At 62.9% G+C, this 15,387-nt stretch carries 13 protein-coding genes; 12 read left to right on the top strand and 1 reads right to left on the bottom strand.

What is annotated here, in order from left to right; genetic code table 11:
• A complete protein-coding gene (locus ACLI1C_RS09930; RefSeq protein ID WP_411396699.1) occupies window positions 1-1,536 on the top strand; it encodes an exopolyphosphatase in 1,536 nt (511 codons plus the stop codon).
• Between the two features lie 8 nt (window positions 1,537-1,544).
• On the opposite strand, the gene rnd is transcribed toward ACLI1C_RS09930, so the two are convergent.
• Complete coding sequence (rnd, locus tag ACLI1C_RS09925; protein ID WP_411396698.1) at window positions 1,545-2,714, bottom strand: ribonuclease D; 1,170 nt, start codon at window positions 2,712-2,714, stop codon at window positions 1,545-1,547.
• Between the two features lie 200 nt (window positions 2,715-2,914).
• Here rnd and aspS point away from each other — a divergent pair, with 200 nt between their 5' ends.
• From aspS to ACLI1C_RS09870, 11 genes are all read left to right on the top strand, one after another.
• Window positions 2,915-4,705: an aspartate--tRNA ligase gene (gene aspS / locus ACLI1C_RS09920; RefSeq protein ID WP_411396697.1), complete on the top strand. Its 1,791-nt coding sequence runs from the start codon at window positions 2,915-2,917 to the stop codon at window positions 4,703-4,705.
• A gap of 313 nt (window positions 4,706-5,018) precedes the next feature.
• Window positions 5,019-6,458, top strand: a complete 1,440-nt coding sequence (locus ACLI1C_RS09915; RefSeq protein ID WP_411396696.1) for an EAL domain-containing protein — start codon at window positions 5,019-5,021, stop codon at window positions 6,456-6,458.
• 123 nt (window positions 6,459-6,581) lie between these two features.
• On the top strand, window positions 6,582-8,861 hold the full coding sequence (locus tag ACLI1C_RS09910; protein WP_411396695.1) for an NADP-dependent malic enzyme: 2,280 nt from the start codon (window positions 6,582-6,584) through the stop codon (window positions 8,859-8,861).
• A gap of 67 nt (window positions 8,862-8,928) precedes the next feature.
• The gene (locus ACLI1C_RS09905; protein ID WP_411396694.1) at window positions 8,929-9,900 is read left to right on the top strand and encodes a ribose-phosphate diphosphokinase; all 972 of its coding nucleotides are present in this window, start codon (window positions 8,929-8,931) and stop codon (window positions 9,898-9,900) included.
• A 52-nt stretch (window positions 9,901-9,952) separates the two neighbouring features.
• Entirely contained in the window at window positions 9,953-10,246 is a 294-nt protein-coding gene (locus ACLI1C_RS09900) for a Dabb family protein (RefSeq protein ID WP_411396693.1), read from the top strand.
• A gap of 134 nt (window positions 10,247-10,380) precedes the next feature.
• A complete protein-coding gene (locus tag ACLI1C_RS09895; protein WP_411396692.1) occupies window positions 10,381-10,575 on the top strand; it encodes a hypothetical protein in 195 nt (64 codons plus the stop codon).
• 70 nt (window positions 10,576-10,645) lie between these two features.
• On the top strand, window positions 10,646-11,044 hold the full coding sequence (locus ACLI1C_RS09890; RefSeq protein ID WP_411396691.1) for an FtsB family cell division protein: 399 nt from the start codon (window positions 10,646-10,648) through the stop codon (window positions 11,042-11,044).
• 115 nt (window positions 11,045-11,159) lie between these two features.
• Complete coding sequence (pdhA, locus tag ACLI1C_RS09885; RefSeq protein ID WP_411396690.1) at window positions 11,160-12,179, top strand: pyruvate dehydrogenase (acetyl-transferring) E1 component subunit alpha; 1,020 nt, start codon at window positions 11,160-11,162, stop codon at window positions 12,177-12,179.
• A gap of 8 nt (window positions 12,180-12,187) precedes the next feature.
• The gene (locus tag ACLI1C_RS09880) at window positions 12,188-12,589 is read left to right on the top strand and encodes a hypothetical protein (protein WP_411396689.1); all 402 of its coding nucleotides are present in this window, start codon (window positions 12,188-12,190) and stop codon (window positions 12,587-12,589) included.
• Between the two features lies 1 nt (window position 12,590).
• Window positions 12,591-13,979: a pyruvate dehydrogenase complex E1 component subunit beta gene (locus ACLI1C_RS09875; RefSeq protein WP_411396688.1), complete on the top strand. Its 1,389-nt coding sequence runs from the start codon at window positions 12,591-12,593 to the stop codon at window positions 13,977-13,979.
• Window positions 13,980-13,990: 11 nt separating this feature from the next.
• Complete coding sequence (locus ACLI1C_RS09870) at window positions 13,991-15,379, top strand: pyruvate dehydrogenase complex dihydrolipoamide acetyltransferase (RefSeq protein WP_411396687.1); 1,389 nt, start codon at window positions 13,991-13,993, stop codon at window positions 15,377-15,379.
• Window positions 15,380-15,387: the final 8 nt, after the last annotated feature.

The following is a 15,387-nucleotide window of genomic DNA, read 5'->3' as shown; positions in this document are numbered from 1 at the left end:
TTGAACCAGTTCTGGGGCGTTGATGCCGATCCGACGGCGCAAGGCCGTATCAAGGGCGCCAAGCCCGTTGCCGTACTCGATATCGGCTCCAACTCCGTGCGTCTGGTGGTCTACGAGCGCCATGCGCGCGCGCTGACGCCGCTCTACAACGAAAAGTCGGCCTGCGCCCTTGGCCGCGGCGTGGGGCAGACCGGGCGCCTTGCCGACGCCAATGTCGCCCAGGCGCTCAACGCCATCAAGCGCTTTGCCCTGGTGGCGCGGATGATGCGGGTGGGCAAGGTCTATGTCCTGGCCACCTCTGCCGTGCGCGACGCTGCGAACCGAAAGGAATTCGTCGATGCCGTCGAGGCGCTGATGGAAACCAAGGTGCAGGTGCTCAGCGGCGAGCAAGAGGCGCATTATGCGGCGCTCGGCGCCGTCGCCGGTATTCCCGGGTTCTCCGGGGTGGTGGGCGATCTGGGCGGGGGGAGTCTCGAACTCTCAAGCATCAGCAATGGCAGTGACACCGACGGGGAATCCTTCGAGATCGGCGTGATCCGGCTGCAGGATGACAGCAATGGCGCGCCGGCCGCAGCTGCCGAGATCATTCGCGAACGCCTGAGCCAGTCCTCCCTGTCAAGGGCCGAAGCCGGCAAGTCCTTTGCGGCGATCGGCGGCACCTGGCGCTCGCTGGCCAAGCTGCATCAGATCGTGCGCGGCTACCCGCTCCGCATGGTGCAGCACTATGTCGTTCCCGCCGAGGAGATGATCCAGTTCTGTGCGGCAATTGTCGGGGCCAGCTCGCTGAAATCCTATGAAGGTGCCGAGCATGTGAGTTCGTCGCGGCGCGAGCTGGTGCCGTTCGGCGCGGCCGTGCTGGCCGAAGTGCTCAAGGCCGGCCGGTTTGCCGATGTGGTGTTCTCGGCGCTCGGCGTCCGTGAAGGCTATCTCTACGGCATGCTCGACCCGCGCGAGCAGGCGATTGATCCGCTGATCCAGGGTGCCGAGGAGCTTTCGGTGCTGCGGTCGCGCTCGCCCTCGCATGCCAGCGATCTTGTCGAGTTTACCGGACAGTTTCTTGCAGCCGCGGGCATGGTCGAAACCGCGGAGCAGGCCCGGTTGCGGACCGTGTCCTGCCTGCTGGCCGATATCGGCTGGCGCGCGCATCCGGACTATCGCGGTCCGCAAAGCGTCGATTCTGTGGCCTACGGATCGCTGAGCGGCGTCGATCACCCCGGACGGGCCTTCCTCGCCCAGGTGATTGCGGTGCGCTATGATGGTCTCAAGAGCAAGACGGCGGCCAAGCTGGCCAGCCTCGGCTCGGCCGAAGTGACGGCCCGCGCCCGGCTGATCGGGGCGCTGTTCCGCGTCGCCTATCCGATGACGGCCGCCATGCCCGGCATCCTGCCGCGAATCCGTTTCGAGATCGCCGGCAACAGCCTATCGCTGGTGCTGCCTGCCGACCTGGCCTTTCTCGACGGCGAGCACCTGCAGGGCCGGCTCGACCAGTTTGCCGGGGTGGCCGGGTTCAAGACGTCAGACGTGCGCATCGGCTGAGCAGCGCGCTACTCGGCCGGCACCGTGTCCTTGACCGCGATTTCCACCACGCCCTTGCGTGTGGCGACGAGCCCGATGCGGCCGTGCTTGATGTCCAGCGCCTTGTCGCCGAACAGCTTGCGCCGCCAGCCCTTGAGCGCCGGGACATCCGCATCGTCGTCCAGCACCAGCGCGTCGATATCGTCAGAGGTGGCGATAATCCTGGCGGCTACCCCATGCTGTTCGGCCACCGATTTGAGCAGCACGCGCACCAGATCGCCAACAGCACCCTTGGGCGAGGGGCCGCGATAGCGCTCGGGCATGTCGGGCAGGTCGGCCTTGCCCAGGGCCTCGACTTCCTTGAGCAGCACCATGATCTCGGCCGCGGCCGAACTGCGGCCGAAGCCGCGCGGAACGGCCCGGAGCTTTTCGAAGGCGTCGGGCGACAGCGGACGCTGCATGGCCAGCTCGAACAGCACGTCGTCCTTGAGCACGCGGCTGCGTGGCTGGTCGCCATCCTGCGCACGCTTTTCGCGCCAGGCGGCCAGTTTCTTCAACGCCGCCAGATCGCGCGGGCGGTTGATTTTCATCTTCAGGCGTTCCCAGGCCTGTTCGGGCTGGACGACGTAGGTGTCGATGCTGCGCAGCACGCCCAGCTCGTCCTCGACCCAGTCCCAGCGCTTGGTTGCATCCACCTGCTTGCGCAATTCGCGGTAGATGTCGCGCAGATGGGTCACGTCCGCCACGGCATAGAGACGCTGTTTCTCGGAGAGTGGGCGCGCGGCCCAGTCCGTGAAGCGGCTGGACTTGTCCAGTTCCACCTGCGTGATGGAGCGCACGAGATTGTCGTAGGAAACGCTGTCGCCGAAGCCGCAGACGCTGGCCGCGATCTGGGTATCGAAGATATTGACCGGCACCTTGCCCGTCAGCTTGACGAAGATTTCGATATCCTGCCGCGCGGCATGGAACACCTTGGTGATGTTCGGATTGGCGAGCAGCGCGAAAAAGGGCGTCAGGTCGAGATCTGGCGCCAGCGGATCGATCAGCACCGCCTCGTCATTGGTCGCCGCCTGGATCAGGCACAGCTTGGGCCAATAAGTCGTTTCGCGCAGAAACTCGGTATCCACCGTCACAAAATCGAACTTCGCAGCGCGCTCGCAGAATGCGGCGAGCACATCTGTGGAAACAATCAGGTCCATACCGGCTTCCGTCTCAAATTCGTCAATATTCTTCCTAGCAGGTGAGGCAGGTGCACTCCAGACCGCATTTGTCGAGTATTGCCCTCGGGTTATCATCGTCGCCGCGCTGATCACGCCCGGTCCGCCCGTTCAACTTGACAAGCCGGGACGCCCATGCGCTTTTCCCGCCAAGATTCCGGCCTTTTTTCAGAGTTCCGACCATGACCTCACACCCCTACCGCTCGCATACCTGCGGGGCCCTCACCGCCAAGGATGCCGGCCAGACCGTGCGCCTCAGCGGCTGGGTGCATCGCATCCGCGACCATGGCGGCCTGCTGTTCATGGATTTGCGCGATCACTACGGGCTGACCCAGGCCGTCATCGACCCTGATTCGCCGGCTTTTGCCGCGGCCGAAAAGGTGCGATCGGAATGGGTGATCCGCATCGATGGCGAAGTGAAGCTGCGCGATGCCGCTGCGGTGAACCCGAACCTGCCTACCGGTACGGTGGAAGTGTTCATCCAGGAGCTGGAAGTGCTGTCGGCTGCCAAGGAGCTGCCGCTGCCGGTGTTTGGCGACCAGGAATATCCCGAGGATGTGCGCCTGCGCTATCGCTTCCTCGATCTGCGCCGCGAGAAGCTGCATGCCAATATCGTCAAGCGCACCAAGGTGATCGCGGCGATGCGTCAGGGCATGACCGAGCAGGGGTTTGCCGAATACTCGACGCCTATCCTGACCGCGTCGTCGCCGGAAGGCGCACGAGATTTCCTGGTCCCCAGCCGCATCCATCCCGGCAAGTTCTTCGCGCTGCCGCAGGCACCCCAGCAATACAAGCAGCTGCTGATGGTGGCGGGCTTTGACCGGTATTTCCAGATTGCGCCATGCTTCCGTGACGAGGACCCGCGCGCTGACCGCCTGCCGGGCGAATTCTACCAGCTCGACCTGGAGATGAGCTTTGTCACCCAGGAAGACGTCTGGAACACCATGACGCCGGTGATCACCTCGATTTTCGAGCAGTTTGCCGAGGGCAAGCGCGTGACCAAGGACTGGCCGCGCATTCCCTATGACACAGCGATCCGGAAATACGGTTCGGACAAGCCCGACCTGCGCAACCCGATCGAGATCGAGGGCGTGACCGAGCACTTTGCCGGTTCAGGCTTCAAGGTCTTCGCCAACCAGATCGAGGCTGACGCCAAGGTCGAGGTCTGGGCAATTCCGGCGAAGAACAAGGCCGGCGCCGAGCCGATCGGCCGGGCCTTCTGCGATCGCATGAATGCCTGGGCGCAGGGCGAGGGTCAGCCGGGCCTGGGCTACATCTTCTTCAAGGATGGGCAGGGCAGTGGCCCCATTGCCAAGAATATCGGCGAAGAGCGGACTGCTGCACTCAAGGCTCAACTTGGTCTCGAAGACGGCGACGCCGTGTTCTTTGTCTGCGGCCGTCCGGAGAAGTTCTACAAGTTTGCCGGCGAAGCCCGCACCAAGGTTGGCACCGATCTCGACGTGATCGATACCGAGCAGTTCGCCTTGTGCTGGATTGTCGACTTCCCCTTCTACGAGTGGAGTGAAGAAGAGAAGCGCGTGGACTTCGCGCACAATCCCTTTTCCATGCCGCAGGGCGGGATCGACGCGCTCAACAGCCAGGATCCGCTGACCATCAAGGCCTATCAGTATGATGCGGTCTGCAATGGCTACGAAATCGCCTCGGGATCGATCCGTAACCAGTTGCCCGAGACCATGGTCAAGGCGTTCGAGCTGACCGGCAAGAGCCGCGACGAGGTCGAGGAACAGTTCGGTGGCCTCTACCGCGCCTTCCAGTATGGTGCCCCGCCGCATGGTGGTGCAGCCTTTGGCGTGGACCGCATCGTCATGCTGCTTTGCGGCGTGCAGAACCTGCGCGAGATCACCGCGTTCCCGATGAATCAGCAGGCCGAAGACCTGCTGATGGGCGCCCCTAGCCCGGCCTCGCCCAAGCAATTGCGTGAGCTGAGCATCCGGCTCAACGCCCCGTTGTAATATATCGACGAACGTTTATTACGAGGCGGCCTCCAACACTGGAGGTCGCCTTTTTCTATTTGGTGTTTTCGTTCGGTTAATCAGCGTTAATGATCCGTTAAAGGCTGCTTGCTACCGATGAGGTAATTGAACGGCTCATTCGGATTCGATCTTGAAGTCGAGATACTCTCATATCCTCACGCTAATGGGTGCGCTGCTGGCGTTCGTTCCCATTGTTGCGGTGGATTATCTGCTGGACGGCTATGTCCGCACGAGAGAAAAGATAACGACGCAACAATATGTTACGACGGTTACCTCACAAATTGAAATCGGTGTGAACGACGCGATCTCGGCGCTTCGCCGAATTCTCGCCGAAAGCCCGTCACTGTGCACGCCGACTTTCGTCGCCAATGTGCAGCGCGAGATCGAATCCAGCCTCAACATGAAGCAGGTGCTCGTCGAGAATACCGATGGCGTGCAGTATTGCGATGCCGTGGGGCGCACAGTCGCCTATTCGCCGCTGTCCGAGAGCCTGCCCATCCCCGCGCATACCGAATCCATCACCGTCGTAAAGCTTGGCGGAATGGACATGCCAGCGCTCAAGATCACCCAGGCGTTCGGGGAGAGCAGGCGCGTCTCGGCCTTCGTGCCGCTGGTTGGGCAAACACAGGCGGGTCTGGCGCAGGGGCTGACGAGTGCTGCGATGATGCGCATCTCGCTGACCAATGGCACGCCGATCTTGAGCGTGGGCAGTTCGACTGATTTTGACCGACGGGATTCCAACGCGGATTTCATCTCTGCGCAAAGCTTTGCGGGCGAAATGCCGCTGAAGGTGGAATATGCCATTCCCTTTGCCATGGCACGCGCCGGATATACCGATCTCGATGTCGGCCTGACCATCATGGCCTGCATTCTGAGCGCCGGTTTCCTGATCCTGTCGCTGAACTATGTGCGGCGCTCGCGCGTGCCGGCCTTCGATCTCGAGCGGGCCATCGCCCGTGGGGAGATCAAGCCTTACTACCAGCCAGTCATCAATCTGCGCACCGGCGAGCTGATGGGCTGCGAAGTGCTGTGCCGCTGGGAGAAGAAGAACGGCCAGGTCGTGCCGCCAGGCGCCTTCATCGACTATGCCGAGGTTACCGGTCTTGCCATGCCGATGACGCTGTCGCTGATGCAGCAGGTCAAGTTCGACCTCGGCGATCTCTGCCAGATGATGCCGGACCTCAAGATTTCCATCAATCTGTTCGAGGGGCATTTCCGCGACGACAGCATCGTCGAGGATGTGCAGGCCATTTTTGGCAATTCGCCGATCAGTTTCCGCCAGCTGGTATTCGAGCTCACCGAGCGACACCCGCTGGCCAACTCCGCCATAGCAAACAGCGTGATCGCTGGCCTGCACGCCCTTGGGGCGCGGCTTGCGCTGGACGATGCGGGCACCGGTCACTCCAATCTGGCTTATCTCGGCACGCTGGGCGTCGACATCATCAAGATCGACCGCATCTTCGTCGATATGGTCAAGCCGGGCACGACCCAGGTTCCGGTGCTCGATGGGCTGATTGCCATGGCCAAGGATCTCGATTGCGAGATTGTCGCCGAGGGTGTCGAGACAGAGGAGCAGGCGCTCTATCTGCGGGCTCGCGGCGTAGTGCAGGCCCAGGGCTTCATCTTTGCGCCTGCGCTCAAGATCGGTGCCTTCCGCGAATTGGCGACGGCCCTCCATGTCACCAAGGAACCGCGCAGCCGGATCGAGAACATCGTCGCCAGTGCCGCCTGAGCCTTTGCGACTTTAGTTTCATCCCGCACCGGACTTACCCACTTTCCATTGCCGGCATTTGATGGCACCAACGCTGCCTGAAGCTATGCCCGTCGCCAACTGGACGCGGGCGAGGAGGATTGCGTGACGACCGACGTCAACGAACAGCGGAAAGCCCTGCGCGAAGCGGCCCTGCATTTCCACGAGTTTCCCAAGCCAGGCAAGCTGGAGATACAGGCGACCAAGCCGCTGGGCAATCAGCGCGACCTGGCCCTGGCCTATTCGCCGGGTGTCGCCGCGCCTTGCGAGGAAATCGCGGAAAATCCGGATGCGGTGGCGCGCTACACCTCCCGGCAAAACCTCGTTGCCGTCATTTCCAATGGCACGGCCGTGCTGGGCCTTGGCAATATCGGCGCGCTGGCCTCCAAGCCGGTGATGGAGGGCAAGGCCGTCCTGTTCAAGAAATTTGCCGGTATCGACGTGTTCGATCTTGAGATCGACGAGATCGACCCGACCAAGTTCATCGATGCCGTGGCGCCGCTCTGGCCGACCTTTGGCGGCATCAATCTCGAAGATATCCGCGCTCCGGACTGTTTCGAGATCGAGGAGGCGCTGCGGGCCCGCATGCCGATCCCGGTGTTCCATGATGATCAGCATGGCACGGCAATCATCGTCGGCGCCGCCGTCCTCAATGGTCTCGAGCTCAAGGGCAAGAAGATCGAGGACGTCAAGATCTGCGCCTCCGGGGCAGGGGCCGCGGCCATTGCCTGCCTCAACGTGCTGGTCGCGCTAGGCGCCAAGCATGAGAATATCTGGGTCGCCGACAAGGATGGCCTGGTCACCCACAAGCGCAATGATGTGAATGACAAGTGGCGCGGCCAGTTCCGCCGCACCAGCGAAGCCACGACCTTGGCCGAAGTGATCGAAGGCGCGGATGTGTTCGTCGGCCTGTCGGGCCCCGGTGCGCTGACGCCGGAAATGCTGCTCAAGATGGCCCCGCGCCCGCTGATCCTCGCGCTGGCCAATCCCAACCCCGAAATCAGCCCTGAACTGGCCAAGGCCACCCGCCCTGACGCCATGGTTTGCACGGGCCGTTCGGACTACCCCAATCAGGTCAACAACGTCCTCTGCTTCCCCTTCATCTTCCGCGGCGCGCTTGACGTGAGCGCCACCACGATCAATGAGGAAATGAAGCTGGCCGCCGTGCGGGCCATCGCCAAGCTGGCGCATGAGCCGGGGCTGGAAGTGTCGCCGTCCGGTGCGCCCGCCGTGTTCGGCCCCGACCACATCATTCCCAATCCCTTCGACCAGCGGCTGATTCTGCGCATCGCGCCGGCCGTGGCCCGTGCGGCCATGGAATCGGGCGTGGCAAAGAAGCCGATTGCCGATTGGGACGCCTATATGGATGGGCTCAACCGCTTCGTCTTCCGCTCCGGCCTGGTGATGAAGCCCATCATCGACCGCGCGCAGGGTCAGAACAAGCGCATTGCCTTCGCCGATGGCGAGGATGAGCGCGTCTTGCGCGCCACCCAGGTGCTGCTCGAAGAACGCATTGCCCGCCCGATCCTGATCGGCCGTCCGGCCGTTATCGAGGCACGCATCGAGCGCTTCGGCCTCAACCTGCGCCCAGGCACGGACTTCGAGGTCATCAACCCTGAAGACGATCCGCGCTACCGCGATTACGTAACGCTGTTCCACTCGCTGGTCGGGCGTGATGGCGTGACGCCGGATACGGCGCGTCAGGTCGTGCGCACCAATACCACGGTGATCGGGGCTCTCGCGGTCAAGCGCGGCGAGGCTGACTCTCTGATCTGCGGATTGCAGGGCCGCTTCATCAAGCATGTGCGCGACATCCGCTCCATCATCGGGCTTCAGGATGGCGTTGCCGATGTTTCGGCGCTCTCCATGCTGATCATGCCGCGCGGCGCCTTCTTCCTCGCCGACACCTATGTGAACCAGGATCCGACCGCCGACGAGATCGTGGGTATTGCCCTGCAGGCGCGTGACCACCTCAAGCGCTTCAATATCGAAGCGAAGGTGGCGCTGCTGAGCTACTCCAACTTTGGTTCGCGCGATGGCGAGAGCGCCTTCAAGATGCGCGAGGCCTATCAGAAGCTGAAGTCCCTGGCCCCGACCATGATCGTGGAAGGCGAGATGCAGGGTGATCTGGCGCTGAGCCAGGAACTGCGCGAGCGCTACATTCCCGACAGCGTGCTCGGCGGTGAAGCCAACCTCCTGATCTTCCCCAATCTCGACGCGGCCAACCTGTCCATGACCCTGCTCAAGGAAATGAACAATGCGCTGTCGGTCGGCCCCATCCTGATGGGCCCGCGCTCGCCGGCTCATATTCTTGCGCCGTCGGTAACCAGCCGCGGGATCGTGAACATGGCTGCCATCGCCGCAACGGAGGCGCTGGAAACATAAGGCCCAGCTTGCCCCAAAAGCGCGCATGCGCTAGAGGCAGGCATCGCCCGCGCTTGGAGGATGTCCGATGAACCAGATCGCTGTGTTCGGTGGTAGCGCGCATCCTCAACTGGCCGCGGAAATCTGCACCCAGCTCGGGGTGCCGCTGCATCCCACAATGGTGAAGCGGTTTTCCAATGACTGCCTCGAAGTGCAGTTGCAGGCCAATTGCCGCGAGCAGGATGTGTTCCTGATCCAGACGCTCAGCGCCCCGGTTCAGGACCATCTGGTGGAATTGCTACTGATGGCCGATGCCGCGCGCGGCGCCTCGGCGGCCCGGATCACCGCCGTCATTCCGCACTATTCCTACGCCCGTTCCGACAAGAAGGACGCGCCGCGTATCTCGCTGGGCGGCCGGCTGGTGGCCGACCTGCTGGCAACGGCCGGCGTCAGCCGTGTCCTGACCATGACGCTGCACTCACCGCAGGTGCATGGCTTTTTCAGCGTGCCGGTCGATCACCTACATGCCTTGAGCGAGCTGGCAGCCTATTTCCAGCGCTACGATCTCAGCAATGCCGTTGTCGTATCGCCCGATCTGGGCAATGCCAAATCCGCCGCCGTCTTCGCCAAGCGCCTTGGCACCCCGGTGGCCGCCGGCGCCAAGGAGCGCATCAGCGACACTCAGGTGCGCATCTCGGCCATTATTGGCGAGGTGAGCGGCCGCGATGTCATCGTGCTGGATGACGAGATCGCCAGCGGCGGCTCGATGATCGAGCTGATGGCGCATCTGCGGGCCAATGGCGCCCGCTCGATCCGCATTGCCTGCACCCATGGCATCTTCGCCGGATCGGCGCTGCAGCGGCTGGCGGCGCAGCCGGACCTGAGCGAGATCGTCTGCACCAATACGCTGCCGATCGCGCCCGACCGGGTCGTCGACAAGCTGACGGTCCTCTCCGTCGCGCCGGCCCTGGCCGAGGCGATGCGCCGTATCAACAGCGGCGAGTCGGTCAGTGCGATCTTCCATGACGTGCCGCTGAGCGACCGCGCCGCCGCAGAGTAGCGACAGCGCGACTGCAACCGGCCATTGGCCCAGACAATTCCGAGGAACAGGCATGATCCGCCACACCGTCGTCTTCACGCTCAAACATGCTGCCGCCTCGGCGGAGGAGGGCGCCTTTCTGCGCGATGCCAGGGTGCTGGAACAGATTCCGGGCGTCGAAAAGTTCGAGCAGCTGCGCCAGGTCAGCCCCAAGAACGGCTATGCCTTCGGCTTTTCCATGGAGTTCGCCGACAAGGCCGCTTATGCGGGATACAATGACCATCCCGACCACGTGGCATTCGTGCGCGATCGCTGGGTGCCCGAAGTGGCCGATTTCCTCGAAATCGACTACGTCCCGCTCGACTAGGACCCAAGGCGCGACCCCGGGGCAACCCGGCCTCCTGCGCCAGTTCAAACAAGTTTGAATCGCACTTTAATTGCATTTCCAATGGGCTGGAAATGTGCGCCTATTGTCCGTGGCGAAAGAGATCGGACGAAACGATGCGCGCCGGGTTGGACCTGCTATACGAACGCCTGCTGACTTTCGGCTACCCAAGGGCCGGAATTGAATGGCTGAAGCGACACAGACTATCCGTCATCCTGGTTCTGGCCTTTGCCAGCTGGCTGCTGCTGCTCGCCCTGATCTGGGCCGGCGTGTGGTATTTTCAGGCGTCGATGGGCAATTTGCGCTCCTGAGCTAGGCGCTGCGAAACCCGGCGTTAAGCCCTTGTGAGCAATAATCGGGCGGTTCACTGATGGTTTGCCCATGCCCACCCGCCTCAAACGTCCCCCATTCTGGCGCCCGCTGGCGCTGACCGTGGCATTACTGGGTTTTCAGGGCTATCTGGGCTTTTCCGCCATTGGCGGGCAGTTCGGCATCGAGAACCGCACGCAGATCCTGCTCGATATCGACCAGCTCAAGGCGCGGTCATCGGCCCTCCAGGCCGAGATCGACGCCTATCGTCACCGCGCCACTCTGATGGATACGCGACGGCTTGATCCCGATATTGTCACGGAGCGGGCCAGGGCCCTCCTGAACATGGCTCATGCAGACGACATCATCGTCATGGTCGATCCGGAGTCGGGTAAACCGCTTTCCGGTAAATTCGAAGAATTAGCCACAGATGAGTTAATGCAACTTATCCAAGCAGATTCAACACTCTAACTGCGATCTGCTGGACCGCGGGAGCATTGCTTTCCCTGCATTGCTTGCACTATGATGCGCAAGTGTGGCCAACTCGGGCCAAGCGGCAAATCCATTTCGATGCGGAGCGTTCTCTATGGCGCGTAAGGCTGTGGCCACCAAGGCCAAGACGCAATCCAACGTACCTCAATTCACTACGGATCAGGACCGCGAGGCGTATCGCGAGATGCTGCTGATCCGGCGTTTCGAGGAAAAGGCCGGCCAGATGTATGGCATGGGTCTGATCGGTGGATTCTGCCACCTCTATATCGGCCAGGAAGCCGTGGTCACCGGCATCACCATGGCCAGCGAGAAGGGCAAGGACGCCCAGATCACCGGCTATCGCGACCACGGCCACATGCTGGTCATGGGGCTGGACCCCAAGGGCGTCATGGCCGAGCTGACCGGTCGCCAGGGTGGCCTGTCGAAAGGCAAGGGCGGCTCGATGCACATGTTCAGCAACGAGCACAAATTCTACGGCGGCAATGGCATTGTCGGTGCGCAGGTCTCGCTCGGCACTGGTCTGGCCTTTGCGGCCAAGTACAAGGGCGACGGCTCCGTGTCGCTGGCCTATTTCGGCGATGGCGCGGCCAACCAGGGCCAGGTCTATGAGAGCTTCAATATGGCCAAGCTCTGGAACCTGCCGGTCGTCTTCATCATCGAAAACAACAAGTATGCAATGGGCACCTCGATCGAGCGTGCAGCGGCCACCACCGATTTCTCCATGCGTGGCGCCTCGTTCGACATTCCGGGCGAGCAGGTCGACGGCATGGACGTGCGCATGGTCTATGATGCCGCCCAGCGCGCCATCGAGCATGCCCGCTCGGGCAAGGGCCCGTTCATCCTCGAAATGCTGACCTACCGCTATCGCGGCCATTCCATGTCCGACCCGGCGAAATATCGCTCCAAGGACGAAGTGACCAAGTATCGCCAGGAACGCGACCCGATCGAGCAGGTCAGGGCGCGCCTCCTGGAGTCCGGTGCCGAGACCGAGGAATCGCTCAAGGCCATCGAGAATGACATCCGCGCCGTGGTCACGGCGGCCGCGGATTTTGCCACCAACGATCCCGAGCCGGATGCATCCGAGCTCTGGACCGACATCACCATCAGCGCCTGAGGCGATAGATGAGCGTTCTGCTCGGCGTCATCACGCTCTTTGCGGTTCTCACCCTCGCCATAGCGGTCATGCAGGCCGTCGCGATGGTTCGGGTGGCCCCGGCAAGCGAGCGGCTGGCCTCGTTCATGCCGCTGGGCTGGTGGAAATTCCGCCAGCTCGAAGCCAAGGCGGGCCCGGCCGCCGCGCAGCCGCTCAATATCTACAAGCGCGCCGTGATTGCCTTCATCGTCTTCCTGCTGCTGGGGCTGGCCCTCAGCAGTTGGACAATCAACCAGACGCCGGCGCCGGATAGCGCTTCCGCCCAGCCGGGGCTGATCAACGATCCGCGCGTCATCCCTGCCGAATTCGCATTCAATACCGACAATCGCCGCGTGGCTGTCATGCCCGGCGCCCTTCTGCTGGAGAGCTGATATGCCCCAAATCCTGATGCCCGCGCTGTCGCCCACCATGGAAGAGGGCAAGCTGTCCAAATGGCTGGTGAAGGTCGGCGATACCGTCAAGTCCGGTGACGTTCTGGCCGAGATCGAGACCGACAAGGCGACGATGGAAGTCGAGTCGGTCGATGAAGGCGTGGTCAAGGAACTGCTGATCGCCGAGGGCACCGAAGGCGTCCTGGTCAATACGCCAATTGCCCTGGTCCTGGCTGAAGGCGAGACCGCTGAGGCCGCTCCGGTTGCCAAGACTGCCCCCGAGCCATCCGAAGCGCCGGTCGTCGCGGCCGAAAAGGCCGCCGAGGCCGCGCCGTCGCAGGCTGCGGTGCCTGCAGCACCCAAGTTCGAAGCCCAGAGCGATCCCGACCTGCCCGAAGGCGTCGAAATGGTCGAGATGACCGTGCGCCAGGCGCTGAACGAGGCCATGGCCGAGGAACTGCGCCGCGACAAGGATGTCTTCGTCATGGGCGAGGAAGTGGCCGAGTACCAGGGCGCCTACAAGATTACCCAGAATCTGCTGCAGGAATTCGGCCCGCAGCGCATCATTGATACGCCGATCACCGAGCATGGCTTTGCCGGCCTGGCCGTTGGCGCGGCTTTCGCCGGCCTCAAGCCGATCGTTGAGTTCATGACCTGGAACTTTGCCATGCAGGCGATCGACCAGATCATCAACTCCGCCGCCAAGCAGCTCTATATGTCGGGCGGCCAGGTCAAGGCGCCGATGGTGTTCCGCGGCCCCAATGGCGCGGCTGCCCGCGTCGGTGCGCAGCACAGCCAGGATTATTCCGCATGGTACAGCCACGTGCCCGGCCTCACCGTCATCGCGCCCTATAGCGCAGCGGACGCCAAGGGCCTGCTCAAGGCCGCCATTCGCTCGCCGAACCCGGTGGTCTTCCTCGAAAACGAAATCCTCTATGGCTCGACCGGCCTCGTGCCCAAGGTCGACGACTTCGTGCTGCCGATCGGCAAGGCCCGCATTGCCCGCAAGGGCGCCGATGTCACCATCGTCTCCTTCTCCATGGGCATGCGTTACGCCACCCAGGCGACCGAGAAGCTGGTTGCCGCCGGCGTCGATGTCGAACTGATCGACCTGCGCACCCTGCGTCCGATGGACAGCGACACCGTGATCGCCTCGGTCAAGAAAACCGGGCGCCTGGTGACGGTGGAAGAGGGCTGGCCGCAGGGCGGTATCGGCTCCGAACTCTCTGCCCGCGTCATGGAGCAGGCCTTCGACTATCTCGATGCGCCAGTCATGCGCGTCACCGGCAAGGATGTGCCCATGCCCTATGCCGCCAACCTTGAAAAGCTGGCGCTGCCGAACGTCGATGAAGTGATCGCGGCGGTCAACGCCGTGACCTACCGCTCGTAAGGAGAACCGGGATGCCAATTGATATCACCATGCCGGCGCTCTCTCCGACGATGGAAGAGGGCAAGCTCGCCAAGTGGCACGTCAAGGAAGGCGACTCTGTCTCCTCCGGTGACGTGATCGCCGAAATCGAAACCGACAAGGCCACGATGGAAGTCGAGGCCGTGGACGAGGGCAAGATCGGCAAGATCATGGTCGCTGAGGGCACCGAGGGCGTGAAGGTCAATGCCGTCATCGCCGTGCTGCTGCAGGAAGGCGAAAGCGCCGATGCAGCTGCGGCGCCCAAGGCGGAAGCCCCCAAGGCTGCTCCGGCCGCTGACGCGCCAAAGGCCGAGGCACCCAAGCCGGCTACCGAGGCGCCCAAGGGTGATGCCGGTGCCGTGACCCGCGCCAATGCCGAGACGCAGGCAGCGCCCGCGGCCAAGGCCGCTCCCGCGCCGACTGCTGCCAAGTCCGAGGGTGGCAAGGTGTTTGCCTCGCCGCTCGCTCGGCGCCTGGCCAAGGAAGCCGGCATCGAAGTTTCGGCGATTTCCGGTTCCGGTCCGAAAGGCCGCGTCGTCAAGTCCGACGTCGAAGCCGCCAAGTCCGGCAAGACCCCGCTCAAGGCTGCGGGTGCCGCTGCCGCATCGGCGCCATCCGCTGGTGGCGCTGCGCCGGCCGGCATGACCAAGGCGCAGGTCCTCGCGCTCTATCCGGAAGGCAGCTACGAGCTGGTGCCGAACGATGGCATGCGCAAGGTCGTGGCCGCGCGCCTGACCGAATCCAAGCAGACCGTGCCGCATTTCTACCTGACGCTCGACTGCAAGATCGATGCGCTGCTGGCGGCGCGCGAGCAGATCAATGCCCAGGCGCCCAAGAGCAAGGAGGGCAAGCCCGCCTACAAGCTTTCGGTCAATGACTTCATCATGAAAGCTTGGGCCGTGGCCTTGCAGCGCGTGCCGATGGCCAATGCCACCTGGGCAGGTGACTCCATCCTCTATCACAAGCGCAGCGACGTTGCCGTGGCGGTCGCCGTTCCCGGCGGGCTGTTCACCCCGGTGGTCAAGAGCTGCGATACCAAGACGCTTCGGGAAATCTCCGAAGAGGTCAAGGATCTGGCGACCCGCGCTCGCAACAAGAAGCTGGCTCCGCATGAATACCAGGGTGGCGCGACCTCGGTCTCCAACCTCGGCATGTTCGGCATCAAGGAATTTGCCGCCGTTATCAACCCGCCGCATGGCACCATCCTCGCCGTCGGCGTGGGCGAAGAGCGTGTCTATGCCGATGCCGGCCAGGTCAAGATTGCCAACTTCATGACGGTGACCCTCTCCTGCGATCACCGGTCGGTGGACGGGGCATTGGGCGCCGAACTGCTCGGCGTGTTCAAGGGCCTGATCGAAAACCCGGTAATGATGCTGGCCTAAGGGGCAGG

The organism is Devosia sp. XGJD_8 (assembly GCF_046614475.1).
Classification (GTDB): domain Bacteria; phylum Pseudomonadota; class Alphaproteobacteria; order Rhizobiales; family Devosiaceae; genus Devosia.
The sequence above is the reverse complement of the archived record's forward strand: the minus strand, read 5'-3'. Positions and strand labels throughout refer to the sequence as shown.

What these genes read in the sequence shown, in the direction of transcription:
- rnd (WP_411396698.1), bottom strand. Translation starts at nt 2,714, where the DNA reads ATGGACCTGATTGTTTCCACAGATGTGCTCGCCGCATTCTGCGAGCGC.
- aspS (WP_411396697.1), top strand. Translation starts at nt 2,915, where the DNA reads ATGACCTCACACCCCTACCGCTCGCATACCTGCGGGGCCCTCACCGCC.
- ACLI1C_RS09905 (WP_411396694.1), top strand. Translation starts at nt 8,929, where the DNA reads ATGAACCAGATCGCTGTGTTCGGTGGTAGCGCGCATCCTCAACTGGCC.
- ACLI1C_RS09900 (WP_411396693.1), top strand. Translation starts at nt 9,953, where the DNA reads ATGATCCGCCACACCGTCGTCTTCACGCTCAAACATGCTGCCGCCTCG.
- ACLI1C_RS09895 (WP_411396692.1), top strand. Translation starts at nt 10,381, where the DNA reads ATGCGCGCCGGGTTGGACCTGCTATACGAACGCCTGCTGACTTTCGGC.
- ACLI1C_RS09890 (WP_411396691.1), top strand. Translation starts at nt 10,646, where the DNA reads ATGCCCACCCGCCTCAAACGTCCCCCATTCTGGCGCCCGCTGGCGCTG.
- pdhA (WP_411396690.1), top strand. Translation starts at nt 11,160, where the DNA reads ATGGCGCGTAAGGCTGTGGCCACCAAGGCCAAGACGCAATCCAACGTA.
- ACLI1C_RS09880 (WP_411396689.1), top strand. Translation starts at nt 12,188, where the DNA reads ATGAGCGTTCTGCTCGGCGTCATCACGCTCTTTGCGGTTCTCACCCTC.
- ACLI1C_RS09875 (WP_411396688.1), top strand. Translation starts at nt 12,591, where the DNA reads ATGCCCCAAATCCTGATGCCCGCGCTGTCGCCCACCATGGAAGAGGGC.
- ACLI1C_RS09870 (WP_411396687.1), top strand. Translation starts at nt 13,991, where the DNA reads ATGCCAATTGATATCACCATGCCGGCGCTCTCTCCGACGATGGAAGAG.